General features: G+C 59.7%; 17 protein-coding genes and 1 pseudogene. 15 read left to right on the plus strand and 3 right to left on the minus strand.

Translation table 11 applies throughout. The features are described 5' to 3' along the window. Positions 1-881 (plus strand): stage II sporulation protein P (gene spoIIP, locus PV407_RS15240; protein WP_332090785.1); only part of this gene is annotated, 881 nt, incomplete at its 5' end. A 39-nt stretch (positions 882-920) separates the two neighbouring features. After that, on the plus strand, positions 921-1,328 hold the full coding sequence (locus PV407_RS15245) for a hypothetical protein (protein ID WP_332090786.1): 408 nt from the start codon (positions 921-923) through the stop codon (positions 1,326-1,328). 9 nt (positions 1,329-1,337) lie between these two features. On the opposite strand, the gene PV407_RS15250 is transcribed toward PV407_RS15245, so the two are convergent. Continuing rightward, complete coding sequence (locus tag PV407_RS15250) at positions 1,338-2,186, minus strand: (2Fe-2S)-binding protein (RefSeq protein WP_332090787.1); 849 nt, start codon at positions 2,184-2,186, stop codon at positions 1,338-1,340. A 269-nt stretch (positions 2,187-2,455) separates the two neighbouring features. Here PV407_RS15250 and PV407_RS15255 point away from each other — a divergent pair, with 269 nt between their 5' ends. After that, on the plus strand, positions 2,456-2,980 hold the full coding sequence (locus PV407_RS15255; RefSeq protein WP_332090788.1) for an ADP-heptose synthase: 525 nt from the start codon (positions 2,456-2,458) through the stop codon (positions 2,978-2,980). 640 nt (positions 2,981-3,620) lie between these two features. On the opposite strand, the gene PV407_RS15260 is transcribed toward PV407_RS15255, so the two are convergent. After that, positions 3,621-4,817, minus strand: a complete 1,197-nt coding sequence (locus PV407_RS15260) for an ROK family transcriptional regulator (protein ID WP_332090933.1) — start codon at positions 4,815-4,817, stop codon at positions 3,621-3,623. 311 nt (positions 4,818-5,128) lie between these two features. On the opposite strand from PV407_RS15260, the gene hepB reads away from it, so the two are divergent. The 10 genes from hepB to PV407_RS15310 all read left to right on the plus strand — a co-directional run bounded on the left by hepB (position 5,129) and on the right by PV407_RS15310 (position 22,458). Continuing rightward, positions 5,129-7,429, plus strand: coding sequence for a heparin/heparin-sulfate lyase HepB (gene hepB, locus PV407_RS15265; RefSeq protein ID WP_332090789.1), 2,301 nt, complete (start codon positions 5,129-5,131; stop codon positions 7,427-7,429). Next, positions 7,426-8,883 (plus strand): sulfatase family protein, encoded by a 1,458-nt coding sequence (locus PV407_RS15270; RefSeq protein ID WP_332090790.1) that lies wholly within the window; start codon positions 7,426-7,428, stop codon positions 8,881-8,883. The genes hepB and PV407_RS15270 overlap by 4 nt, the downstream gene beginning before the upstream one ends. Positions 8,884-8,905: 22 nt before the next feature. Next, on the plus strand, positions 8,906-10,918 hold the full coding sequence (locus PV407_RS15275; protein WP_332090791.1) for a heparinase II/III domain-containing protein: 2,013 nt from the start codon (positions 8,906-8,908) through the stop codon (positions 10,916-10,918). 24 nt (positions 10,919-10,942) lie between these two features. Continuing rightward, positions 10,943-12,838, plus strand: coding sequence for a heparinase II/III domain-containing protein (locus PV407_RS15280; protein WP_332090792.1), 1,896 nt, complete (start codon positions 10,943-10,945; stop codon positions 12,836-12,838). Positions 12,839-12,885: 47 nt separating this feature from the next. Next, on the plus strand, positions 12,886-14,394 hold the full coding sequence (locus PV407_RS15285; protein ID WP_332090793.1) for a DUF3604 domain-containing protein: 1,509 nt from the start codon (positions 12,886-12,888) through the stop codon (positions 14,392-14,394). A gap of 67 nt (positions 14,395-14,461) precedes the next feature. Further along, positions 14,462-15,790, plus strand: a complete 1,329-nt coding sequence (locus PV407_RS15290; protein WP_332090794.1) for an extracellular solute-binding protein — start codon at positions 14,462-14,464, stop codon at positions 15,788-15,790. A gap of 42 nt (positions 15,791-15,832) precedes the next feature. After that, the gene (locus PV407_RS15295) at positions 15,833-19,009 is read left to right on the plus strand and encodes a chondroitinase family polysaccharide lyase (RefSeq protein ID WP_332090795.1); all 3,177 of its coding nucleotides are present in this window, start codon (positions 15,833-15,835) and stop codon (positions 19,007-19,009) included. Further along, positions 19,006-20,316 (plus strand): ABC transporter substrate-binding protein, encoded by a 1,311-nt coding sequence (locus tag PV407_RS15300; RefSeq protein WP_332090796.1) that lies wholly within the window; start codon positions 19,006-19,008, stop codon positions 20,314-20,316. The genes PV407_RS15295 and PV407_RS15300 overlap by 4 nt, the downstream gene beginning before the upstream one ends. 238 nt (positions 20,317-20,554) lie before the next feature. After that, entirely contained in the window at positions 20,555-20,881 is a 327-nt protein-coding gene (locus PV407_RS15305; protein WP_332090797.1) for a hypothetical protein, read from the plus strand. Positions 20,882-21,180: 299 nt separating this feature from the next. Further along, a complete protein-coding gene (locus PV407_RS15310) occupies positions 21,181-22,458 on the plus strand; it encodes an ABC transporter substrate-binding protein (RefSeq protein ID WP_332090798.1) in 1,278 nt (425 codons plus the stop codon). Between the two features lie 144 nt (positions 22,459-22,602). Here PV407_RS15310 and PV407_RS29575 read toward each other — a convergent pair. Next, positions 22,603-22,893: pseudogene (locus PV407_RS29575) on the minus strand (M14 family zinc carboxypeptidase); the annotation flags it as partial. Between PV407_RS29575 and PV407_RS15315 the strand changes: the two are divergent. Then, positions 22,832-23,242 carry a hypothetical protein gene (locus PV407_RS15315; protein WP_332090799.1) on the plus strand — a complete coding sequence of 137 codons (411 nt, stop codon included), beginning with the start codon at positions 22,832-22,834 and terminating at the stop codon, positions 23,240-23,242. The pseudogene PV407_RS29575 and the gene PV407_RS15315 sit on opposite strands and share 62 nt — an antisense overlap. Positions 23,243-23,435: 193 nt before the next feature. Then, entirely contained in the window at positions 23,436-25,250 is a 1,815-nt protein-coding gene (lepA, locus tag PV407_RS15320; protein WP_332090800.1) for a translation elongation factor 4, read from the plus strand. Positions 25,251-25,456: the final 206 nt, after the last annotated feature.

Here is a 25,456-nt window from a genome sequence, read left to right on the forward strand (position 1 = left end):
CCGGGGGGCCGGCCGGACAGGAGGCCGGCGCTGCAGCCGGCGCGAACGGGCCGCCGGCGGAGCAGGGCGGCGTCGTCCCGACCCCGACGGGCGGAGCTCCGGCCGCCGACCCGCAGACGAAGCCGGTTGCAACCGCGGGCGCGGGCACCGGCGGGGACGTTCAGCCGGACGCGGTCGCCGCGAAGCCGACGACCGGGGGGAGGAAAGTCGTTTTCGTCTACCATTCCCATCCGCGGGAATCGTGGGTGCCGGAGCTGAACGTCAAAAACGCGAACGAAGCGGAAGACTCGCAAAAAAACGTGACGCTCGTCGGCAAGAGGCTGGCGGACAAGCTCGAGGAACGCGGCATCGGCGCCCTTCATTCGGCGACCGATTATCCGACGAAGGTGCAGGGCTACAACTGGAACTATTCCTATAAATATTCGCAGCAAACGGTCAAGGAGGCCGTCGCGCAAAACAAAGACATTACGTTTTTGTTCGACATTCACCGCGATTCGGCGGCGCGCGAAGTGACGACGGCTAAAATCGGCGGGACGGACTATGCCAAAGTGTACTTTATCGTCGGCAAGAAGAACGAGCGCTGGGAGCAAAACGAAGCGTTCGCCGAACGCATCCACGAAAAGCTGGAGGCGGCGTATCCGGGACTGTCGAGGGGCATCTGGGATAAAGGAAGCGGGGGGCACGCGGAATACAACCAGTCGCTGTCGCCGAACAGCATCCTGATCGAAGTCGGCGGACCTTACAATTCGCTGGAAGAAACGTACCGGACGGCGGACGTGCTGGCCGGAGCGATCGCGGATCTGTATTGGGAGGCGGAACGAGCGAACGCCTCCGCGAAGACGGACGGCAAAGCCGCCGGGCTGCTGGCGGCAAACCGATAATCGTACCGGCCGGACGCCGGTCAGAAGGAGTGAAGCGGGATGGCACGCCATTCGGTAACGTTGATCGCGGTCATATTGATGCTGTGCTTCGGCATATTTTTCGGGATCGAGCTCGCCACCAAAGGAATGGAGCGCATTCAAGGTTCTGCCGCGGGCTATGCGCCGCAGGGGCAGCCGGCGGCGGGCGGCGTGCCGTACGCGAACGCGGCGGCCGGACAGCAAAGCAGGGGGGCGGCGACGGGCGAGCTCCCCGCGAACGCGGACAAGTCGTCTCCGTCCCCGCAGGCGGGCGCGCAGGCACCGGCCGCGGCGAAGCCGCAGCCGCAGCCGATTGTGGCCGACTCCGGCATGAACCGGGTCGGCAACCAAATCGGCGACATGCTGCAGACGGTCGCCCACGGCACGATCCGGACGATCGTCTCGCTGCTGGACAGCATCGTCAATTGACCGGCGCGGTCACTTTGCCCGCTCCCGGGACTTTTCCCGAAGCTTGAGCTTCATCTCTTCGCGCTTCGCGTCGTTCAATATCGGACACGTGTAGCATTTGACCCCGTTTTCCCGCCGGTACCACATGCAGCACGAGGAGCGGACGATGACCTTTTTGTCCGGGTCGTACGGGCTTTCCACATAGACGGGTTCGTGGACGTACGGATTTTTGCGGCGGTTGAACACTTCCGGGCCGAGGCCGTCGACGAGCAGCTCGAGGTGCTTCCGATAGTTCTGCCGCGCTTCCTCGTCCGGAGCGAACTGGATGACGAAATCGGAGACCGTCACCATGCGGGCGCCGAACTGGTTCCAGATCAAATCCGGCTTGAAGCCTCCGCGCGCCGCGGCGAATTCGACGACCGGATTGACCGTGCGGCGGAACAGCCGCGTCAGCTCCTGCACGACGGCATCGTCCCGCCCTTGCTCGGGAAGCGGGGACCAGCGGACCTCGTTTATGTTCAGGATGAGGTGCGGATGGTCGCCGTGCCGCTCGAGCTGCACCGTCAAATTGTCGATCGACAAGTCGAGCACGCGGCCGTACAGCCACATATACGTATGAACGGCGGCGGGAATGCCGAAAAAGGCGAGACCGACGAACGAAACGGCGATGTCGAGTCCGAGGCCGTTCAGCATGTCGCGGCCGCGGCGCAGCAGGTCGTCCATCGTTTCCGGGCGGAGCAGATCGGCGGCGGGCGTCGAATAAACCGGATCGTCCGAGCCCGACGGCGATATATGGAAATATTTCTCGGCCAGCGAAAGGTCGAGCGCGGGCTGAGCCTGCGCGGAATGGCCGGAACTCGATGATGGTGCGGATGACATGGGCCGTATCCTCCTGTTCGGCACGCGTCGCGCCTAAGTAAATGAGAACGATTATCATTATTATACAACAAACTTTGGAAATCGAAAAGCGGCAAATTCGCCGGAATCGTACCGTCCCGCAGGCGGGCGACGCCTTTCGACGAATCGGTCAAACACCCGCTGGTTTGTCCGCGCAGCAAATGGTATGATATAGGGGTGAATTGTCGAACGCTTACGAGGTCAGCTTTGCGCATGCAAAGCTAGTAGTAAGCTCTTAAGGAGGAATTAAGATGAGCCGGCGCTTTGTCATCGAAGCCGTGCTGGTTGCCGTATACGGTCAACTGCTGGTGCCGGGCCGTCCCGTGGAATATTTGGTACCGTATTCCACCATCCAGGAGCTGTACGAAATGAGAGACAGCGACGAACCCGTCATGCCTGATCAAGACGACGACACCCATGTAAAGCAAAAAATCGGCGAACTGATCGCGTTTTTCGAGGAATCGTTCAATCGCAAAAAGATTGAGCGGGCGCTGCAAATGCCTTGGAAAAAAAGTCCGCCGCTGCTCGTAAACGACGAAGTGACGTTTACGATCGTCTATGCGATCGACAACGCCCATTACGGCGAAACGTTCGATCCCGTAGAGACGGAGCTGATTTTGACGGCGCTGCACGAAAAAGCTCCGATCGTAACGGATCAGCTTGAATTTCTTGACAAAGTGATCGACGGGGAAGTGCCCGTTCAAACATACGACGTCGAGGATTTCGAATTCGCTTTGGAGGAACAGCTTACGGAAGAAGATTGGAAGACGCTTTAAGGAACCGTCGCGCCGGCAAACGCCGCATACCGCCCGCATAACGTCTCGAAAAGGCGCACCGCCGGGCGGACCGTCCCGGCGGCCGAACGCGTTCGGACGGAAAAGACGCCCATCCACCGCATGCCGCGGTTCCAGGGCGTCTTTTTAATTGTTAAAGGATTTACATCTTTTCGGGTTCCTTTTTGATAATCTCGTGGTATGCACAATGAGACCGATAGCGTCGCCTCACATTTTTTGAAAACGAAAAGAACGCTGAGCATGAAGCGAGTGGCCTTTCGTTTCCACGTACGGCGTATCCTTAGGCTGCCGGGCCACTGGAATAAACGAACTGGAAAACCTTCCAGTTAATCCGCTCTCCTATAGGCATCGTTTCGGATGACCGGGAAAAGCTCCAGTTAAAATGTCACCGTATCGACGAAAAGCACGGTATGGACGAATTTATCGGGACGATTTCCCGTTGTTTTGCCCTGAAACGGGAAACTACCGCAAATAGCGGGAACATGTCCATCCCGTTTCCCGTGCCGCCGCCGTTTCGGCGTAATCCCCGTTCCCTCCCCATGATTAAGCGTATCGGTTTGCACGCCAAAGAACCGTCCGGACGTTTTCCCGGACGGGTTTTCTTATTTGCGCGGACTTCGGCTTACGGGGCGAAATACGAGAACGACATATGGCGGTCGAGCGCCATATTGGCCGCCCCCAATGCGCCGCCGATTTCGTCGAATTGCCCAACGTGGACGACGGTCGAGGCGGACAGCTGGCTCATCGCCCGCTGACGCATCACTTTGACGGCGGTTTCCACGTATAAGGGGGAGGCTTGCGGAATCGCGCCGCCGAGTATGAACGCCTCCGGATTGAGCAAATTGACCAGGTTCGCCATCGTAATGCCCAAATAAGTCGCGGCACTGCGGACGACTTCGCCGGCCAGCTCGTCTCCCTGCTCCGCCGCCCGGCAAACGTCTTCGGCCTTAAGCGTCTGCAGGTCGAAATCGCGATGCTGGAGGAGCGACGAATGTCCGCCCAGGCGAAGCAGCCTTCGCGCCTCGAGCTCCATCGCGGGGGCCGCGGACACCATCTGCAGGCAGCCGTTGTTGCCGCACGGGCAAAGCGGCCCGCCCGCATCGACGGTCGTATGGCCGATTTCGCCCGCTCCGCCTATTGCGCCGTGGATCAGCTCGCGGTTGACATAAATACCGGCCCCGATGCCGGAATCGATGCCGATATAGACCATATGCCTGTACGCTTTTCCCGCGCCGTACCGGCATTCGGACAACCCGCGGGCGCGGCTGCGGTTGAGCACGACCGTCGGCCAGCCGACGGCTTTCTCGAGCATCGGGCCGATTTCGACGTGCTTCCATCCCATGGCGGCGGAGCTGCGAAGGAAGCCGCTGTGCGTATCGACGAGTCCCGGGATGCCGATTCCGATCAGCGGAAGCGGGCTTTTGTCAATTTTTTTATAAAAGTTCGGAAGTTCGTCCGCCAGCGCCCGAACGGCGTTCTCCGGCGAGAGCGGGTTGAACGTTACGCGGCTTTTCTCCACCACGTTGCCGAGCAGGTCGAACGCGCCGATCGTCCACGTCTGATGGCTCAAATCGGCGCCGATAATGACACGGGAATGCGGGACGAGCTCCAGGCTGGTCGCCGGCCGGCCTCCCGTCGATTGGCGGACGACGGTTTCATGAACGAGCCCGAGTTCTATCAATTCGCCGATCGCGACCGATATCGTCGCCCGGCTTAAATCGGTCAATCGAGTCAGCTCGATTCGGGACAACGGGCCGTGTACCCGGAGCATTTGCAAAATGGCCGTCTTGCTGCCTTTCTGATCCCATACTTTGCGCATTTGTTCCAAAACGATACCCTCGCAATTTTTACAAGTCGCTTCGTAGCGTTCCTTTTACGATATCAAAAACGGGATTCGTTCGCAACGGGGAACGGACGACTAATATAAATTTTTATACATAAATTCGAACGAATTTAACGAATTCAAAGTAATATCGCCGAATTTTTTCGTGACTAAGTTTAGATATTGACATAAGTGGAGAGCTGCCGTATGATCAAGAAAAGCGCTCGCAAGGCGCGACGCGCTCGGGCAGAGAGCGCTTCCATTTCGGGGGCGCATCTGCGGCACTATGATCGAATGGAGGACCGCGAATGTTTCCGAAACCGCCGATCACTCCCCCGCCGGAGCATCCCCGGCTGTTTTTCCGCAAACGGCATTTGCCGGAGCTGAAGGCGAAGACGACGCACCCCGAACTGAAGCAGGCATGGGAACGGCTGATCGGGTACAGCCGGTTCGGCGTCGAAGAAGCGAATGCCGAACATTGTCCGGGCGACGTGTACGTCATCGAAGCGAATGCGCTTCTGTACGCGCTGCTGGACGACAGGGGCGCCGGCCTGAAGGCGAAGCGGCTCGCCTTGTCCGCGATTACGAAGCCGTTCAATCCGAATTATCAGGACATTTCGCGGGAGATCGGCCGGCTTATGCTGGCGGGCGCCGTCGTTTACGATTGGTGCCACGATCTCGTTACCGCCGAGGAGAAGACGTTTTTGATCCGGCATTTCAAAAGGCTTGCGGGCTTGCTCGAATGCGGATACCCTCCGGTCAAGGAAGGCGCCTTCGTGGGCCACAGCTGCGAGTGGATGATTCAGCGAGACATGCTCGGGACCGGCATCGCGATTTACGACGAAGACCCGGAAATGTACGATTTGGCGGCGGGCCGTTTTTTCGACCAGATGGTTCCCGCGCGCAATTTTTTTTATCCGTCCGGCTGGCACCATCAGGGGGACGCTTACGGCGGCGTGCGCTTCCAGGGAGAATTGTTTCCGACGTGGATGTTCGACCGGATGGGCTTCGGCAACGTCTACGATCCGTCGCAGCGCGAGGTCGGCTACCAATGGATTTATACGCGGCGTCCGGACGGCAAGCTGCTGCGGGACGGCGATACGCCGCCGCCGATGCCGAACCAGACGAAGTACACGAGACTTCATTTCCTTTATTTGATGCTCGGCAGCTATTACAAAGATCCGTATTTCGTATGCCAGCGGCGCAAGGACGAAGGGCGGCTGCACGATAAAGACGTGCTGTTCGCGTTCCTGTTTGCCGATCCGGACGCGGCGGCGAAGCCGCTGGACGAACTGCCGCTGACCCGCTATTTCGGCGCTCCGACCGGCGCGATGGTGGCGCGGACGGGCTGGGACGAAGGAATCGACGCCAAAACGGTCGTCGCGGAAATGAAGGTGGGCATGTATCAGTACAACAACCATCAGCATTTGGACGCCGGCGCGTTCCAGCTGTATTACAAAGGCAACCTGGCGATCGATTCGGGATCGTACAAAGGATCGTCGGGGAAATACCATTCCCCGCACAACAAATATTATTTCAAGCGGTCGATCGCGCACAATACGATACTCGTGTACGATCCCGACGAGCTGACCAAGCACCCGTACGTCAAGGACGGTGGACTCGTTTGGCCGAACGTGAACGACGGCGGGCAGCGATGGCCGAACGAGGGAAGGCCGCCGCTTACGCTTCACGATTTATTGAACAAAGATTTCAGGCGGGGCGACGTGCTGGCCTACGACTTCGGGCCCGACAAATTTAAACCCGACTACTCCTATATGAAAGGTGATATTACAGCCGCCTATTCGGATAAAATGAAGCAGTTTCAGCGCTCGTTTCTGTTTCTGAACTTCAAAAACGACGATCATCCCGCGGCGCTGATCGTTTTCGACCGCGTCGTGTCGGCGAATCCGGATTTCCGCAAATATTGGCTGCTGCACAGCATCGAAGAGCCTCGCATCGAAGACGGACGAACGATCGTGTCGCGCGGGGAGGACGGCTACAACGGGCAATTGGTGAACGACACGCTTTTGCCGGAGCGGAGCAACCGGCATATCGAGAAGGTCGGCGGCCCGGACAAACCGTATTGGGTGTTCGGCACGAATTTCGTCAACGATTATCCCGGAACGAAGGAGCAGGGAGAATGGCGCATCGAGCTTAGTCCGCGCGAGCCTTCGGCGCTCGATTTGTTTCTGAACGTCATGCAGGTGAAAGATATCGACGGTCCGGCGGCGCTGGATACATACAAAGTGGAGGGGCGAACGTTCGTCGGCGCGGCGATCGGCGATTGGGTCGTTTTGTTCGCCAAAAGCGGCGAGCGTCTGGCGGAGGATACGGAACTTCCGAACGTTCCGAACGCGGCGTACCGCGCAGGACGCACGCTGAACGTTATTGTGACCGATCTCGCGGCCGGCGTATGGACGGCGGAGGAGCGATCGGGCGGTGCGGATCAAGCGGGAGCGTCACGGCAGCCGCGGCATGCGGGCGATTTCGAGGCGAGCGCCGAAGGCGGTCTGATCTGCCTGCGCGGAGCGGACCCGGCCGCAACGATCGTGCTGCGCTATAAAGGCGCCGCGGACGAGAGACGAGCGGAACGGGAGGGCGCGAGATGAAAGGCAAACCGAACGTCGTGATCGTAATGGCGGATCAGCTTCGCCGGGACGCGCTCGGCAAGCATACGCCGAATATAAACCGGCTGCGGGCGGAAAGCTTCGCGTTCGAGCGGGCTTACTGCGCCTCTCCGCTCTGCGTTCCGGCCCGAGGCGCATTTTTCACGGGCAAATACCCGAACGTGACCGGCTCGCTCATCAATCCGTGGACGGAGCAGGAGAAGGCGCACGGGACGGTGCGGGCGGGGCATGCGAATTTGTACGGGCTGCTGGAAGCCGAATGGGACAGCTGGCATACCGGGAAGCAGCATCTGTTCGCCGAGCCGAAACCGGAGTTTGACGCGGGCAGCAAGACACATTGGCTGCAGCTGGAAGGGCGGTACGAATCGTTCATGAAGGCGAGCGGCAAACAAAAGCCGGGCGGACCGGCTTACAAAGGCATCGTTCCCGAGCTCGCCTTCGGCAAAGTTACGCGGAAGCGCACCTATTCGATTCCGGCGACGGGCCGGTTCGAGGAAAGCCTCGACTACTTTTACGACGGCTTCATATTGAACGATTCGCTGGAGGCGATTCGCCGCAGAGACCCGGGCAAGCCGTTCGCGCTGAACGCGATGTTCGTCGCGCCGCACCCTCCGCTGCAGCTTCCGGAGCCGTGGTATTCGATGGTGGACGACGTCGAGCTGCCGGACAACGTCGGGGTATGGGCCGACAACCAGTCCCCGCTCCAGCTGTACAATTTGCCCGGCATGCTGGGAAGCTCGTACACGCGGGACGAATGGCGCGTCGTATGGAAAGCGTACCTCGGCCTTGTCGCCCTGCTCGACCATTGCGTCGGGCGGCTATTGGACGAACTGAAGCGGCACCGTCTATACGACGATACGTTGATCGTCTTCGCCAGCGATCACGGGGAAATGCTCGGTTCCCATCGGTTATGGCAAAAAATGTGCATGTACGAAGAAGCGGTCCGTACGCCGCTGTTCATGAAGTTTCCCGCCGGCTTCGGGATCGGGGCCGGCCGCTCGGAGGAGCCGGTCAGCGGCGTGGACGTCCTTCCGACGCTGTGCGAGGCGCTGGGCGTCGAACCGCCCGAAGGAATGTCCGGCGTGTCGCTCATGCCGCTGGCGCGCGGAGAGCGGAAGCGGCTTGCGCGCGAGGCGATTTTCATCCAGTTCGACGGCAACGGCGCCCGCGGCAACTTCCAGAGGTGCGTCGTCGAAGGACATCATAAGCTGATCGTCGACCTGTTCAAGGATGAGCTGTTCATCGAACTGTACGATCTCGCGTCCGATCCGCAGGAAATGAACAATTTGGCGTTTCGGGCGGAAACGTACGGCGGCCGCGTCGAAAGCATGCTCGGCAGGCTGCGGGAGCATATGCGCGCGACGAACGATTTGCTCGAAGTTCCGGACGGGGCGTACGAGCGGTTTCTGGCCGATTATTCGCCGTTCGAAAGCTGACCGGGACGGAGGCGAAGGAATCATGGCGGCAAAGCGACATTGGAATCGATTGCCGGCGCTCTGCCTGGCGCTCTGCCTGGCGGCATTGCCGGCTTGCTCCGAAGGGACGGACGACGCCGTGCCGGTGAAAACGGACAAAGCCGAGGCGCGAACGAAAGCCGAGGCGGAATTCGCTCCCTATACCGGCGCGCCGCCCGATGCCGCGCGGATTATCGCCGATCTGGAGGAGCGCAATCCGGAGCGGCGGCATCCGCGTCTGTACGCATCCGCGGATACGTTCGAAAGGCTGAAGGAGCAGGCGAAAAGCGACCCGCTGCTGCGCAAATGGTACGGCGACCTTCGGAAAGCGGCCGACAAAACGTTGTCGAAGCCGGTCGGCGTCTACGAGACGCCCGACGGCCGCCGTATGCTGTCCGCCCGCGACGCGCGCCCCGTCATCGAGCAAAACGCGATGATGTACCGGCTGAGCGGGGAAGCGAAGTACGCGGAACGGGCGGTGCGGGAAATGACCGCGCTGGCGGCTTTTCCCGACTGGAATCATGCGAAGGAGTTTCTCAATACCGCGGAAATCGCGGCAGGGATGGGCATCGGCTACGACTGGCTGTACGACTATTTGACTCCGGAGCAGCGGGACGCCGTTCGCGGCGCGATCGTGGAGAAAGGGCTGCGGAAAGCGCTCGACGCCCATAACGGCAAAGCGTGGTGGACCGTCAGAACCGAACCGGCGAGCAACTGGAGCGCCGTCTGCAACGGCGGCATCATTGTCGGCGCGCTCGCGATCGGCGACGAAGAGAAAGGGCTGGCGGGGGAAATCATCGCCAGGTCGCTGCGATCGGCGGACAGCATCATCTTGAAGCGTTGGGAGCCGGACGGAGGCTGGAGCGAAGGGCCCGGCTACTGGAGGTATATGATGGAGTACGCCGTCAGCTACATGGCGGCCATGCAGACGGCGCTCGGCACGACGTACGGCCATGCGCAGACGCCGGGCCTGCATAAGACGGCATACTTTCCGGTCTATGCGACCGGTCCGCAGGGCACGTTCAACTTCGGCGACAACGACAGCGGCAAGATGAAAATACCGGAGCTGTTTTGGCTGGCCAAAGCGACGAACGATCCGCAGCTGTCCGCTTTCCGCATCGCCATGATGGAAGACGCGAAACAGGCCGGCGGCGTATACGATATGCTCTGGTACGATCCGAAATGGCGCGAAGCGGCCGTTTCGCTACCGACCGACCGATATTTCCGCAGCGCCGAGCTCGTCACGATGCGCGGCCGATGGAACGACGCCTCGACCGCATTCGTCGGCTTCAAGGCGGGTACCGCCGTCGCCAGCCATTCGCATTCCGATATCGGGCAGTTCGTGTTTCATGCCGGCGGCGAGCAGTGGGCGATCGATCCGGGCAAAGAAAACTATAACTTGCCGGGCTATTTCAACTATGACAAGGAACGGTACACGTATTACCGGCTGAGGCCGGAAGGCCACAATACGCTCGTCATCGGCCCCGACAAGCAGTTTCAGCAAAATCCGGCCTCCATGAGCAAAATCGCGAGCTTCGTTTCGAAGCCGAACGAAGCGTTCGCGATCGCCGACATGCTGCCCGCCTATTCCCGCACTGCCGACGCCGCGTGGCGAGGCGTGAAGTTCGCGGATCGCAAACGGCTTATCGTCGAAGACGAAATCCGGGCGAAGGCGCCGTCCGACGTCTGGTGGTTTATGCACACGAAGGCGAGCATCGAATTGTCCGCGGACGGCAAATCGGCGCTGCTGACGCAGAACGGCAAGCGGCTGTGGGTCGGCATGGCGTTTCCGAAGCAAGCGTCATTGCCGGCCGCCTTTCAAGTGACGGAAGCGAAGCCGCTGCCGGAATCCCCGAACCCGAAAGGGCAGACGGACAACACCGGCATACGGAAGCTGTCCGTCAAGCTCGAAGGCGTTGCGGACGCGCGCATCGCCGTCGAGCTCGTGCCGCTCGCAAACGGCGAACCGGCGCCCGCGGCCGCGAGCGAATACGTGCCGTTATCGGAATGGAAATGAGCGAAGAAAGGAGCCGATGTCGAGATGAACGCGTTATCCGATCTGCTGTCTCCCGATGAGATTGCGGCCAGCCTGCCGTCCAAAGCGGACTTCCGCCCGTTCCCGACGATCGAGCGAAGAGACGCATGGGAACAACTTCCCGCGGACCTTCGGACGTCGATCATAGCCGAGGGCGAAGCTTATTTGGGCTTCGAGTGGCCGCGGCTGACGGCGGCGATGTACATGGAATTTTTGCGAAACGGCAACCGGACGCGATACGACGGACCGTACCATAAGCGTAGAAGAGCCGTAACGAGCCTCGCGCTGGCCGAATGCATCGAGAACGAAGGCCGTTTTCTGGACGATCTCGTCGACGGCGTTTGGCTTATCGCCGAAGAAACGAGCTGGGTCATTTCGGCCCATAACCGGATGTTCCAGCGCCGCCGCCCGGACTTGCCGGACGTCTCCGCCGTTCCCGGCATCGACCTGTTCGCCCTCGAGACCGGCGGTCTGTTCGCCTGGCTCCATTACTTGCTGCGCCCCGCGCTGAACCGGATTCATCCGCTGATCGACGAACGAATCGTGCATGAGGTGCGACGCCGCATTTTGGAGCCGTATTTGCTCCGGGACGATTGCTGGTGGATGGGCATCGCCGGGCGGGAGAAGCGGCTGAACAACTGGACGCCGTGGTGCACCTCCAACTGTCTGGCCGCGTTTCTGCTCGTGGAAGAAGACGCCGGGCGGCGGCTGCAAGCCGTCCGCAAGTCGCTCGCGAGTCTCGACCGCTTCCTCGCGGAGCATCCGGCCGACGGCGGGTGCGACGAAGGGCCGGGCTACTGGAACAAGTCCGGCGGTTCGCTGTTCGATTGCCTGGAGCTGCTTTACGGGGCGACGGGCGGACGGTTCGATCCGTTCGCGGAGCCGCTCGTGCGAAACATCGGAGCGTATATTCACAAAGCCCATATCCACGGCGATTTCTTTCTCAATTTCGCCGACGGTCCGCCGCGAATCGCGGTCGAGGGCGACCTCGCATACCGATACGGCAAGCGAATCGGCGACGGGAATTTGACGGCGCTCGGATCGGCGTTCCACCGTGCGCTCGGCCCCGAGGGCTGGAAGAAGATGAAGTTTCTTTCCTTCCTTCGGGTGCTGCCCGCTTTGTTCAACTATGCGGCGATCGACGGAGATCCGGCTGCGCCGGCGTTTTCCCGCGACGTCTGGATGGACGGCATCCAGGTGATGGCGGCGCGCGAGTCCGAAGCGCCCGACCGCGGCCTGTACGTCGCCATGAAGGGCGGTCACAACGAAGAAAGCCACAACCATAACGACGTCGGTCATTTCGTCCTTTATGCGGACGGCTTGCCGGTGCTCGTCGACGTCGGCGTGGAGGAATATACGGCCAGGACGTTCGGCGCGGAGCGGTACGACATATGGACGATGCAGTCCGCCTATCACAGCGTCCCGACGATCAACGGCGTCATGCAGCGGAACGGAAGCCGGTTTCGGGCGGCGCATGCGAGCTACGAAGCCGCCCCGGACGCATCCCGTCTGACGCTCGAGCTCGCTTCCGCTTATCCTCCCGAAGCGGGAATCGCTTCGTGGAGCCGAACTTGCCGTCTGGTCCGCTGTCCGCAGGCGGCCGTCGAGCTGGCGGAGAGGTTCGCGTTCGCCGATCCGTCCGCTTGCCGGTTCACGCTGAACTACGTCGCTTGCTGCCGGCCCGACGCCGATCCGGCCGGGGCGATCGTGTTCCGCCGCGACGGCCGGCCGGCGCTGCGGATGGAGTACGATGCCGGACAATTCGCGGCGAACGTCGAGACGATCGAGCTGGAGGACCGAAAGCTGAAACACTCGTGGGGCGAACGTTTGTACCGGATCGTCTTGACGCCCCGCAATGCCGTGCCGCAGGGCGGTTTTACGATTCGCTTCCTAAAAGCGTGACCGGTTCGACCCGGCTTCGACCATACCAATTGGAGAGGAACTTAGATATGCCGATATATTGGGGAGATTTGCACAACCATTGCGGAATCAGCTACGGATTCGGAGGATTGGAAAACGCGCTGCTGGCGGCCAAAGGCCAGCTCGACTTTTGCGCGATCATCGGCCACGCCTCGTGGTACGACATTCCGGCGCGCACGGAAGGTCTCGAATATTTGGTCGATTTTCACAAGGAAGGCTTCGCCAAGCTGCGCGGCCACTGGGACCGGGTGCGCGAAACGGTCCGGCGCTTCAACGTTCCCGGCGAGTTCGTCACGTTCCAGGGTTACGAAGCGCATTCGAGCCGTTACGGCGATCACCATTTTTTGTCGCCGGACGACGATCTGCCGATTGTCGAAGGCGAATCGCCCGCCGAAATCGTCCGGAAGCTGGCTCCCCGCCGCGTCATCGCGGTGCCTCATCATGTCGGTTATACGCCGGGATACCGCGGCGGCAATTGGGACAGCTTCAACGCCGGGATCAGCCCGATCGTCGAAGTGTACTCGAAGCACGGCTGCGGCATGTCCGATCAGAGCCCGTATCCGTACTATCACGACATGGGGCCGCGGGACTCCCGCAGCAGCGTTTACGGAGCGCTGGCGCGCAAGCACCGGTTCGGCTTCGTCGGCTCGACCGACCATCACGCCGGCTATCCCGGTTCGTACGGAGACGGCCGTTTGGCCGTATGGGCGGACGAGAAGACGCGCGAATCGATTTGGGAAGCGATATTGGCCCGCCGGACGTATGCGGTGACCGGAGACAAAATCGTCTGCCGGTTTACGATGAACGGGCTGCCGATGGGCAGCGAAACGAGGGCTCCGCAGCGGCATTTCGAGTTGGATGTTACGGCTTGCGACCGGATCGACAAAGTGATCGTGTACAAAAATTCGCGTCCGTGGAAAGTCGTTAACGGCGAATCGCTCGCCGCCGGACATGAAGCGGCGTCCGCCGCGGCAAAAGGCGTCTATAAAGTGAGAGCGGAAATGGGATGGGGGAACAACAAAAACGGCTATTTCTGGAACGGAGCCGCGGATGTGCGCGGCGGAAGGCTCGTTTCGGTCGAATCGTGCTTCCGCGGCCGCAGCGTGCTTGCGCCTACGCCCGAGATGAAGGACGATCCCGCGATGAACGCGCTTGGCAACAGGATCGCCCGCCAAACGGATTCGTCCGTGGAATGGAGCTGCACGACGTTCAAAAATCCGACGACGCTTCATCCGCATACGGCCGCCGTCATTTTGGAGATCGAAGGGGACGCGAACACCGAAATTCGTTTCCGGGCGAACGGCGCCGAACTGACGGCGACCGTCGGACAGCTGCTGGACGGCAATGCGACGCGGCATTTGCGCGCCTACAACTCCGAAGCGATCGTTCTGCACCGCGCGGCTCCTCGGCACGCATACACCGTTAAGGAAGCGTGGACGGATACGTCCGCGGAATCCGAATGCGACGTGTACCATGCGGAGGTCCGGCAAGCAAACGGACAGTGCGCCTGGATTTCGCCCATTTACGCGTTGGCGTAACGTATGCGGAACGACGCACGCGTTTCAAATCGGCGAAACATCGACTATAAAAAGAGGGGGGACGCCAATGAAAGTTCGGGTACGTCAAACGGGAAAAATCGCCGCGGCGTCGCTGCTGGCGGCCGTCGCATCGGCAGGCTGCGGCGACGGGGCGCAGGAAGGAGCGGGAGCCGCCGAGGGCGGCGGCAAAAAGCCGGTCGAGCTCGTTTTCTACCAAACCGGCAACGCCGACTGGACGGAAGCGGACTTCATGAACCATTACGGAACCTACATCCAGCGAAAATTGCCGCACATTACGCCGAAATTCGTTCCGGTGCCGCCCGCGAAATCGATGGACGGACTGATCGCCGCCGGACAGCAGTTCGACGTGCTGCTGTTGTCCGTCGGCCATACGCACCTGAACTTGATACGCAACGGGTTCCAGTACGACATATCCGAGCTGGTCAAGCAGAAAAACGTCGATTTGACCCGGTTCGAGCCGTTCGCGATCGACCAGCAAAGGGAAATCGCCGGGGGAGGCCTGTACGGGCTGCCGCTGTCGAACACTTCGCCGGTCATCATGTACTACAAAGACCTGTTCGACAAGTTCGGAGCGCCGTATCCGAAGGACGGGATGACATGGGATCAAACGTACGAGCTGGCCAAGCAGTTGACGCGCAGCGATGGCGGCATCTCCTATTACGGCTTGCTCGCGTCGCCCGAGCATGTGCTGAAGACGAACCCGTTTTCGGCGCCGTTCGTCGATCCGAAAAGCTCGAAGCCGATGTTCGACGATCCGAAGATGATGACGTTCATCGAAAACTTGAAGCGGTTTTACATGCTGATTCCGCCGCCGGGAGGAAAGCCGCTGGAAGGAAGCTTTTTCTCCTCGACGGGGCAGTCCAAAATGTTCGCCAAAGAGAGAAATTTGGCGATGTGGGTTCATTTCTCCAACGCGGCCGTCAACTTTCCGGGCGATCTGAACTGGGACTACGCGTCGTTTCCCTATTTCAAGGAGCTCGGCCCGGTCGGACCGCAGGCGTACCCCGGCTATATTTACGTCAGCAGCACGAGCAAGCACAAGGAAGACGCGATGGATGCGCTGCTGGCGCTGACGTCCGACGAATTCCAAACGATTCGCTCCAAAGCGGGGATCGAAACCGCGCTGAAACATCCGGACGTCAAAAAAACGTTCGCGCAAGATTTGCCGACATACGCCGGCAAAAACATCGGAGCGATTTTTCCGCAAACGTACGCGCCCCCGGCTCCGCTTACCGAATACAACGATTTGGCGTGGAAGCGGATGAACGAAGCGTTCGGCGACATCGGCCGGGGCAAAAAAGACAGCGCGACGGCAATCCGGGAAGCTTCGGAGCTGCTCGCCAGAGATATAGCGGCGGAACGATCGAAGAAGTGACGGCGATGAAATCGAATCCGCAATCCGGGGAGGAATGCAGCCGTGTGGAATGAAAGGGAAGGGCGGACCGGGGAACCGGGCCGTTTCGGGGGTGTCGATGCGTTGTCGGCGCCGCCGCCGGACGACGGCACGTTCGGGAATGCCGAATCGTTCGAGGGCGACGGCGTACCGGGCGAATGGACCTTTGAAGGGGAGGGCTGCCTGCGGCTGTCGGGGAAGCACTACAAGCACGGCCGCCGGTCGCTCGAGTGGCAGTGGGGCCGGGGCGGGAAGCTCGTCGTGCGAAGCCCGGACCATTTGCGGGAAGCCGGAGAAAGCCGCGGCGGCGGCATCCGGATATGGATATACAACGAAAAGGCGATCGACGGCGCATTGACGTTCCGCTTCGGCTCCGAAGCGGAGCTTGCGCTCGGGCGGCCGCGCTACGTCTTCGATGTGCGGATTCGGTTTACCGGCTGGCGCGGCGTCAACGTGCATTTTCGCGAAGACGCCGCCGCCTCGGGCGATCGGACGCAAGCCGACGAAACGCCGCTTGCGGCGATGGAAATCGTGCCGCCCGCAAACGCGGAAAGCGGCGCCGTCTTTTTCGACGTCGTGGAATTCGTGGAGCATATTCCGGCGTCGCGCTCGTCCGACGATCAAATACCGTTTCTCCGGCAAAAAACGAACGGAGGAAAGGGCGGCTCCTGGGACCGTTCCTTTTATTACAGCCGCAGGCAGCCGCGGCTTCCGCTCCCCGATTCGATAACGCCGGAGCAGATTCGGGCTTTCGCTACGATCGCAAGGCGAATGGAGGAATGGGTGTACGGCCGGGACCCGGATTTGTCGAGAGAGCCTCTGCGGATTCGCCATGAAGCTTTGCAACAGTTTATTCGCCGGGGCGTCGGGAAGTTCGACGAGCTTCGGCTGCGGCGGGATGACAACGGTTACATGACCGGCGTTCCCCTGTTTTCGAGCCGCTCCGCGCACGGTCCGGAGTTCGGGACGGCCGTTTCCCGCAAAATCTTTTTGCCGCTCGTTCTGGACTGCAAAATGAACGGAAACGCGGAAAGCGGGAAGAAGGCGCTCGATTTGTTCGACCATTTTCACGATCAGGGGTGGGCGGCCGGAAGCGGGCTGGAAACGCTCGATCATGAGACGAACCGGAATTGCGGCTATTTTCACGCCTTTTTCCTGATGCGCGAGGAGCTGCGCGCGAGCGGACGTCTGGAACGGGAGATGGCGGCCGTCCACTGGTTTTTGAACGTCGGCAAAACGTACGGCGTACCGGGCGTCGACTATACGGAAACGACCGCGGACGAAGTGCGAACCCGGTTCGTGTACAAGCTGCAATACGTGCTGGCGATGGACGATACGCCTGAAAAAGTAAGGCATATGGAAGGGCTGCTCGCCTGGATGAACCATGCTCTGGCCGTCGCCCCGGGCTATGCGGGAACGATCAAGCGCGACTATATGGGCTTTCACCATCGCGGAGTCTATATGAGCGCTTATGCGCCGAACGCTTATCATACCGCCGCCTTGATCGCCTATTTGCTGCACGGCACGCCGTTCGCTTTGGCCTCCGAGTCGGTCGGGAACGTGAAACAGGCGCTGCTCACGCTGAGGACGGTCACGAACAAATACGACGTTCCTGTCGGCATTAGCGGCCGCTTCCCGACCCAGGGAGGCATTACGAACGAAATCCTTCCCGCCTACGCGTACATGGCTATCGCCGGCGACCCGGTCGATACGGAAATGGCGGGGGCGTTCATGCGGCTGTGGGAGCCCGAATCCGTTTATTTGAAAGAGAAGCTGTTTCCCGAAGCAAGCTCGGACGGCGTGCAGTACATCGATACGATCGGAGGGCTGCAGCTGATGCTCGAGCTGGCGGACCGGGGATTCGCAGCCGAGAAGAGCCCGGAAGGATTTTGGGTGAAGCCGTCGTCCGCCCTCGCCGTCCTTCGCCGCGGCGATTGGATGGTATCGACGAAAGGCTGGAGCCAATACGTATTCGATTTCGAAGCGCACGGGCCGAGACAAGCCGGTTCGGTTCACAAATTCACCGAAGGGGAAAACGTATACGGCCGCTATATCAGCTACGGCGCCATGCAAATATTCGCGTCGGGCTCGCCGGTAAACGCGCCGGATAGCGGATATGCGCCGGACGAAGGGTGGGACTGGCGCCGCTGGCCGGGAACGACCGCGAAGCGGGTGCCTCTGGAGGAGATGAAGGTTGGCCGCGGCGGATCGGCGAGCGGCATGTTCAACGAGCATACGCGCTCGTTCAGCGACGAAACGTTCGCGGGCGGCGTTTCGTGCGAGGACCGGGACGGCCTGTTCGCGATGAAGCTGCACGATACCGTCTTCGATCGGAGCTTCCGCGCGATCAAATCGTACTTTTACTTCGGCGACGAAATCGTGGCGCTCGGCTCGAACATTCGCTGCGCGGACGCGGAACGCCGCGTCGAAACGACGCTGTTCCAATGCCGCTTGCCGGACCCGCATACGCCTGTCGTCGTGCAATCCGAGCGGATCGCGCAGCTTCCTTATATATGGCCGAACGCTTCGGGCGGACCGGTCCGGTTTACGGACCCTTGCGGAAACGGCTACGTCGTGGCGGACGCGAGCAAGCTGCATATCGAGCGGGACGTCCAGCATTCGATCGATCACCGCGGGGTCGAAGCGACATCGGGCGAGTACGCCGTTGCATGGATCGATCACGGTCCGGTGCCCGAGGACGGCGAATACGAATACGCGGTGCTCGTCCAAACGACGCCGGAGCGGCTGGCCGCCTATGCAAACGATGTCCCGTACCGCGTCGTTCGCAAGGACGAAGCGGCGCACATCGTCGAGCATACGGTCATGCAGGCGTTCGGCTACGCCGTATTCGACGAAACCGTCCGGCTGCCGGACGGACCGCTGCGGATGGCGAGCGCGCCGATCGCGGCATTCGTGAAAAGGAGCGGCGGCGGGCTGATCGTGAGCGTGGCCGATCCCGATTTGCGGCTGCCGAAATTGGCGAATCAGCGGATGGACGATCGCACGGCTTGGACGGAAAGCGAGCCCGCCAAAGTCGCCGTCGAGCTGCGGGGCCGGTGGAGCATCGTACGGCAAACGAAAGGAGAGCACCCGGCCGAAATCGCGGAACGCGGCGGCGACTTCACCCGCATCGAACTCGTATGCGTCGGCGGCGGCGCGGTGGAACTGATCTTGAACGAAATCGGGGGGAATGCGGTATGAGAGCGCGATGGAGGCAGGCTGCGATGTCCGTATCGGCTATGGCGCTGCTGGCAAGCTGCTCGGGGGAAAAGGGCGGCGGCGCCGGTTCGGAGGAAACGGCTCGGGAGCCCGTGAAGCTGGTTTTGTACACGTACAGCGCGAGCTTGACCGACGACGAGTTCCGGCAAACGATCGTCGAACCGGTGCAGCGAAAGTACCCGAACGTTTCGTTCGAGCTGATTAACCGCAGCGGCGACGCGAATACGCCGGAAAAGCTGATGGCATCGGGGACGTATCCGGACATTTTGCTCGTCAGCAACATTTATATCGGCATGTTCAACCAGCTCGGCATGAACATGGATCTGAGCGAGCTCGTTCGGAAAAGCGGGATGAACGCGAACCGGTTCGATGCCGGAGCGATGGAAGCGATCCGGCAGTTCGGAACGAACAATCAATTGTTCGCGATTCCGTTTTCGATGAATTACGGAATGACCGTTTACAACAAAGACATTTTCGATCAATTCGGGGTATCGTATCCGAAGGACAAGATGACGTGGAACGACATGCTCGAATTGGGCAAAAAATTGACCCGCACGGAGCGCGGAATATCGTATGTCGGCATCGATCCGGGCCCCGTCGATCAAATGAAGGAACAGTATTCGCTGCCGTACGTCGACGAGAAGCGGGAGAAGCCGGTTTTGAATTCGGACGGGTACCAGAAGCTGTTCTCCCTGCTCAAGCGATTTTATGAAATCCCCGGGTTTATCGGCGAGAAAGGCAAGTACGACTATGGGAGAAACGCCTTTTTGAAGGATAAAACGTTAGCCATGATGCCGACGTGGGGCAACGGAGTCGTCGGCCAGCTCGAGGACGCCGCCCGGCAGGGACAGCAGCTGAATTGGGATCTCGTGACGCAGCCCGTCTTCGCGGATCGGCCGGACTTGGGCAGACCGGCGAATATGCCCGTCTTCATGATTTTTCCGAAAAGTCCGCATAAAGAAACCGCGTTTCGCGCAATCGAGACGCTCGTTTCGGACGAGGTGCAGTCGGCTCTGAACAAGAAGGGGCGCCTGACCGTGCTGAACGACGACGCGATCAAGAAGCAGTTCGCTTCCGAGCTGAAAAGCTTTCAGGGCAAAAACGTTCAGGCGGTTTTTATGCTGAAGCAGGCGCCCGGCACCGTTTTGACCGATTACGACGTCGAACTCAAAAAAATAATCGGCGAGGCGGCCAAGGAGATGGCCCAAACCGGCAAAGACGTCAATACGGCGCTGCGCGACGCGCAAAACAAAGCCGAGAAAAAAATGGCGGAATTGAAAGCGAAGTAGGAGAAGTTTCCGAATAGAAGAAGCGAGCAAAATAATCTGGGGATGCCGTTAAGCCGGTTTCCCCGATTTGCTTTTTAAACAGCTGGAAAGGGCGCTTTGTGAAAGCACATTCCCGCTCCGCCGCCTTTTCGGCATGCAAAACGGTTCGGTTTGCACTGCGAAGACCGTCAGGTGTCAGTTCCGGCGATCTTTTCTTAGGGATCGTCCGGCAACCGGGCTCCGTGTCGGTTGATGCGGGATGGAACGAATCGTAGTATGCTTATCGGCGGAAAAAGCGATCGTTTTTCAGGCTAACGAATCCGGATATCGCTATAAGCCAAAAATGGAAGAAAACGATCCACCGTCGACGGCGCTTCGTCATCCGGCGGCCTGCGGCTGCCCGAACAGATGGCCGAGCACGATCGTGACGGTGCCGATGGCGGTCGCCCGGCTGCCGAGCCGGGGAATGGCGATTAAGGCGAATCATCGACCGGCCGCCTTAGAAGTCGTCGTTGCGGTCCTAAGACTGAATCAAGACAACGCGAATTCACCGGCGGCTGAGTCGATCCCCGTCCCCTACTCATGAACAAGCGTATCGGTTTGCACGTCAAAAAAACGTCCGGGCATTTTCCCCGGACTGGTTTTCTTTTCACCGCGAAAACTTCGGTTAGAAGGCTGCATAGTTTTGTCGACGAAAATATTGTTGACAATATTACATTCCTGTTTTAATCTGTTTAAAAGAAAATGAAAGCGCTACATTCGAATTTGATTCGTCTAATTGTCATTCTCGGTATGAGGCGGGTTACAACCGCTTTATATAAAATGAATGTTGGGGTGAGCGTAATGGGGGGTAATTGGAGGAGCGGAATAACAGCTGCTGCCGCCATGGCCGCGCTGCTGGTCATGACGGCGTGCGGAGGGAAACCGCAAGGCTCGGACAAAGAAGCGAATACGCCGGCGGAAAGCCCGAAACCGGTGAAGCTGCAAGTGCTGACGCCCGGAGGCGGCAACGAGCAATGGTTTATGGAGCGGTACGGCAAAAGCATTCAAGAGAAATATCCGCACTTCTCCTTCGAGATCATGGAGAACACCGGTACGACGATTCAAAACATTGTAACGGAGAAGCGAAAAATCGATCTGATCATTACTTCTTTCGCCGGATACCGCGGCCAAATCAAGCCGGTCGAGCTCAGCTCCGACATGACGGATTTGATTAAAAAGCACGGCTTCGATACGAATCGGGTCGAGGACGCTTATATGGACATGATCCGCAATATCGACGGCGGCAAAGTGTCGGGGCTTCCGTTGTACGATCTCAACCTGCTGCTTTATTACAACAAGGACATCTTCGACAAGTTCGGTGTGCCTTATCCGACCGATAAAATGAAATGGGAAGACCTGTATGGCATCGCCACGAGACTGACGAGAAATGACGGCGGCGTCCAGTATCGCGGATTCGTAACGTCTCCGTCGCACTTGGTCATGGTCAATCAAGCTTCGCTCGGTTATTTTGACGCGAGCGGAGAAAAGGCGGCGGTGCAAACCGACGGGTGGAAACAATATTTCGAGCTGATGAAGCCGCTTTATTCGATGCCCGGGTACAATCCGACGAAAGCGATGATCAGCGGCAACGGGATCAAGGATGCCTTCTTCAAAGAAAAGTCGTCGGCCATGTTCGTCATGTTCAACTCGGACGCGCCTAAGCCGGAAGACGGCATCAACTGGGATGCGGTCAGCCTGCCGGAATTGAAAACCGCCCCCGGCGTCGGCGCCCAGCCGTACCCGGTCTTTATAGGAGTGGCCTCCACCAGCGAGCATCGCGACGAAGCGTTTTTGAGCATCGCCCACTTGCTGTCCGATTCCGTGCAGACGAAGCTGGCGTCGGACTTTGCCAATATCAGCCCGTTAAAGAACCCGCAAGTCAAATCCGCCTTCGGCAAAAACGTAGCGCAGTGGCAAGGGAAACATATTGCGGCGATCACGTCGTTGAAGCCGGCCGGTCCGCCCGCCTATGTCGGCGAATATTTGCCCATCGGACAAACGGCCGTAACCAACGCGATGCTGTCCTTCGTCGTAGGGGAGAAAGACGCCAATACCGCGCTGAGGGAAGCGGAAGAGGAAATCAATAAAAAGGTCGCGGAAGCGAAGGCGATGAAAAAGTAACTGAAAAAAGAACGCGTATCCGCGCTTCATCGAAAGGTTCCGATGCGGACGTCGAAGGAAAGGTGCGTCGCAATGTCCAGAAAGCTTTTTTACAATATGCATATCAAGGCGGAGGATGGCGCCGTGAGCCTCTCCTTCTCTAACGGCTTGCGTCTCCGGCTCGGAGCCGGGCCCCGGACCCCGATACGTAATTTCGTCCGGATCGGACGTAACGAGGCCGTACGCATATTCGACCGTCTCCCATTCCGCCGGGAAGTTGCGGTTCAGGTCGACTCCGTTATGATTCGTTCGCAAATAACCGGGATGCCCCCGGACAAGCCTTTCCCGTTCGTCGGTCGCGACGGCGGGCAGCAGGACGACTCCGGCGCGAGCTATGGCGTTCGTTCGGGAAACGAAGCCGCGCGTTTTGTTTTCGTTCCACTGCTTGGCCAGCATATGCGGCCCTTCCTTCTTCGCGTCAAAATACGCCAGCGACGACGGGGCGTTCGCCGAGCGGAGCCGCCCGCTGTTGTCGGCTTACACCCGGGGATTTTACGCGGGAGAGGAGAAGCCGGTTCAATTGAACCACGCATGCTCGTCCGGCAGCCTGCCGACTTGGCTGTACAGGGAGCGCTCGATACCGGGCTTCGATTTGGAATGGGAAGGCGAGGAGCGCTCGAAGCTATCCCATACCGACCGAACAACGCCGGAGCTTTTGAACGAGTATCGCGATCGGCACTACTTCGGCATATTAACCCTACTGCGGGAAATGGGGGCTTCCGGCGCGACGGAGCCGGCCTTATAGAAAGGAAGCTTGAATGTCGAGGACGGGACGGCGGTTATTGCCGTCGCCGTCCTTTTGGCGCTTCTACCGGCATACGGGCGAGACGGGCGGCCCGCGGTTGCCCGGGCGCATTGCGGACGCATTGCCGCCATTGATGCGCGATGCGCTCTTTTGGTATAATGGAGCGTAATGCGCGAAAACCGGGAGGGTCAACATGCCGCAAAGTACGGACAATCAAAGCATGATTCGCAACTTTTGCATTATCGCCCATATCGATCACGGCAAATCCACGCTTGCCGACCGGATATTGGAATATACGGGCGCCTTGTCCTCGCGCGAGATGCAGGAGCAGGTGCTCGACCAGATGGACCTGGAGCGCGAGCGCGGCATCACGATCAAGCTGCAGGCCGTTCGTCTGAACTACAAGGCGGACGACGGCAACGAATATATACTGAACTTGATCGACACGCCGGGGCACGTCGACTTTACGTACGAGGTGTCCCGCAGTCTCGCCGCCTGCGAGGGCGCGCTGCTCGTCGTGGACGCGGCCCAGGGCATCGAAGCCCAAACGCTCGCCAACGTTTATTTGGCGCTCGACAACAACCTGGAAATTTTGCCGGTCGTCAACAAAATCGATCTGCCCAGCGCGGAGCCGGAACGGGTGAAGCAGGAAATCGAGGACGTCATCGGCCTCGACGCCAGCGAGGCGGTGCTCGCTTCGGCGAAGGCGGGCATCGGCATCAAAGAAATATTGGAGCAGGTCGTCCAAAAAGTGCCCGCGCCGAGCGGCAGCCGGGACAAACCGCTCAAGGCGCTCATTTTCGATTCGCACTACGATGCGTACAAAGGCGTCATCGTGTACGTGCGGGTCGTCGACGGCTCGATCCGCAAAGGGACGCCGATCAAATTTATGGCGACCGGCGCGGAGTTCGAGGTTATCGAGGTCGGCGCCTTCAAGCCGCGCATGACGATCGTGGACGAGCTGACGGTCGGCGACGTCGGCTTCGTCGTGGCCGGGATCAAAAACGTGAAGGATACCCGCGTCGGCGATACGATTACGGATTCGCGCCGTCCGGCCGCCGAGCCGCTGCCGGGATACCGCAAAATCAATCCGATGGTGTATTGCGGCCTGTATCCGATCGACACGGCCGACTACAACGACTTGCGCGAGGCGCTCGAGAAGCTCGAGCTGAACGACGCGTCGCTGAAGTACGAGCCGGAAACGTCGTCGGCGCTCGGCTTCGGGTTCCGCTGCGGCTTCCTCGGCCTGCTGCACATGGACGTCATCCAGGAGCGGATCGAACGGGAATTCAACATTCCGCTCATTACGACGGCCCCGAGCGTTATTTTCCGCGTCACGCTGACGAACGGCGAAGTCGTGCATATCGACAACCCGTCCAACTATCCGGAGACGGGGCGCATCGATTTCGTGGAGGAGCCTTACGTGAAAGCTTCGATCATCGTGCCGAAAGATTACGTCGGCCCGATTATGGAGCTGTGCCAGGGCAAGCGCGGCGAGTTCATCAATATGGAATATCTCGACACGACGCGGGTGACGCTCATTTACGACATTCCGCTGTCGGAGATCGTTTACGATTTCTTCGACCAGCTCAAGTCGAGCACGAAAGGATACGCCTCGTTCGACTACGAGCTGTCCGGCTATCGCCGCTCCAACCTGGTGAAGATGGACATTTTGCTCAACGGCGAGCAGGTCGACGCCTTGTCGTTCATCGTGCACCGCGACCGCGCCTACAACCGCGGACGGATCATTTGCGAGAAGCTGAAGGATCTCATTCCGCGGCAAATGTTCGAGGTGCCGATTCAGGCCGCCATCGGGCAAAAGGTCGTCGCGCGCGAAACGATCAAGGCGATGCGCAAAAACGTTTTGGCCAAATGCTACGGCGGCGACATATCGCGGAAACGGAAGCTGCTGGAGAAGCAGAAGGAAGGCAAAAAGCGGATGAAGCAGGTCGGCAACGTCGAGGTGCCGCAGGAAGCGTTCATGGCCGTGCTGAAAATCGACGAATGAGCCGGTCCGGTCGATGCGGCCGGAAAACGATAGAAGGCGGACGAACCGGGGAAGGCGCGGATAGCAGCGGAACGAAAGTACGTTATTCGAACGGTTCATCTATTTGGATGGAACGATAACGGAACGCGGTTCCGTTAAAAAGGCGGTCGGATCCGGTTCGGGGAGTCTGGACAGCGGAATAACGGAAGACGCTTTAAGACGCTTCC

Source organism: Paenibacillus sp. GYB003, from assembly GCF_036577625.1.
In the GTDB taxonomy this organism is placed as follows: domain Bacteria; phylum Bacillota; class Bacilli; order Paenibacillales; family NBRC-103111; genus Paenibacillus_AB.

Coding starts and splice junctions, on each gene's coding strand:
- PV407_RS15245 (WP_332090786.1), top strand. CDS start 921: ATGGCACGCCATTCGGTAACGTTGATCGCGGTCATATTGATGCTGTGC.
- PV407_RS15250 (WP_332090787.1), bottom strand. CDS start 2,186: ATGTCATCCGCACCATCATCGAGTTCCGGCCATTCCGCGCAGGCTCAG.
- PV407_RS15255 (WP_332090788.1), top strand. CDS start 2,456: ATGAGCCGGCGCTTTGTCATCGAAGCCGTGCTGGTTGCCGTATACGGT.
- PV407_RS15260 (WP_332090933.1), bottom strand. CDS start 4,817: ATGCGCAAAGTATGGGATCAGAAAGGCAGCAAGACGGCCATTTTGCAA.
- hepB (WP_332090789.1), top strand. CDS start 5,129: ATGTTTCCGAAACCGCCGATCACTCCCCCGCCGGAGCATCCCCGGCTG.
- PV407_RS15270 (WP_332090790.1), top strand. CDS start 7,426: ATGAAAGGCAAACCGAACGTCGTGATCGTAATGGCGGATCAGCTTCGC.
- PV407_RS15275 (WP_332090791.1), top strand. CDS start 8,906: ATGGCGGCAAAGCGACATTGGAATCGATTGCCGGCGCTCTGCCTGGCG.
- PV407_RS15280 (WP_332090792.1), top strand. CDS start 10,943: ATGAACGCGTTATCCGATCTGCTGTCTCCCGATGAGATTGCGGCCAGC.
- PV407_RS15285 (WP_332090793.1), top strand. CDS start 12,886: ATGCCGATATATTGGGGAGATTTGCACAACCATTGCGGAATCAGCTAC.
- PV407_RS15290 (WP_332090794.1), top strand. CDS start 14,462: ATGAAAGTTCGGGTACGTCAAACGGGAAAAATCGCCGCGGCGTCGCTG.
- PV407_RS15300 (WP_332090796.1), top strand. CDS start 19,006: ATGAGAGCGCGATGGAGGCAGGCTGCGATGTCCGTATCGGCTATGGCG.
- PV407_RS15305 (WP_332090797.1), top strand. CDS start 20,555: ATGGAACGAATCGTAGTATGCTTATCGGCGGAAAAAGCGATCGTTTTT.
- PV407_RS15310 (WP_332090798.1), top strand. CDS start 21,181: ATGGCCGCGCTGCTGGTCATGACGGCGTGCGGAGGGAAACCGCAAGGC.
- PV407_RS15315 (WP_332090799.1), top strand. CDS start 22,832: ATGGCGTTCGTTCGGGAAACGAAGCCGCGCGTTTTGTTTTCGTTCCAC.
- lepA (WP_332090800.1), top strand. CDS start 23,436: ATGCCGCAAAGTACGGACAATCAAAGCATGATTCGCAACTTTTGCATT.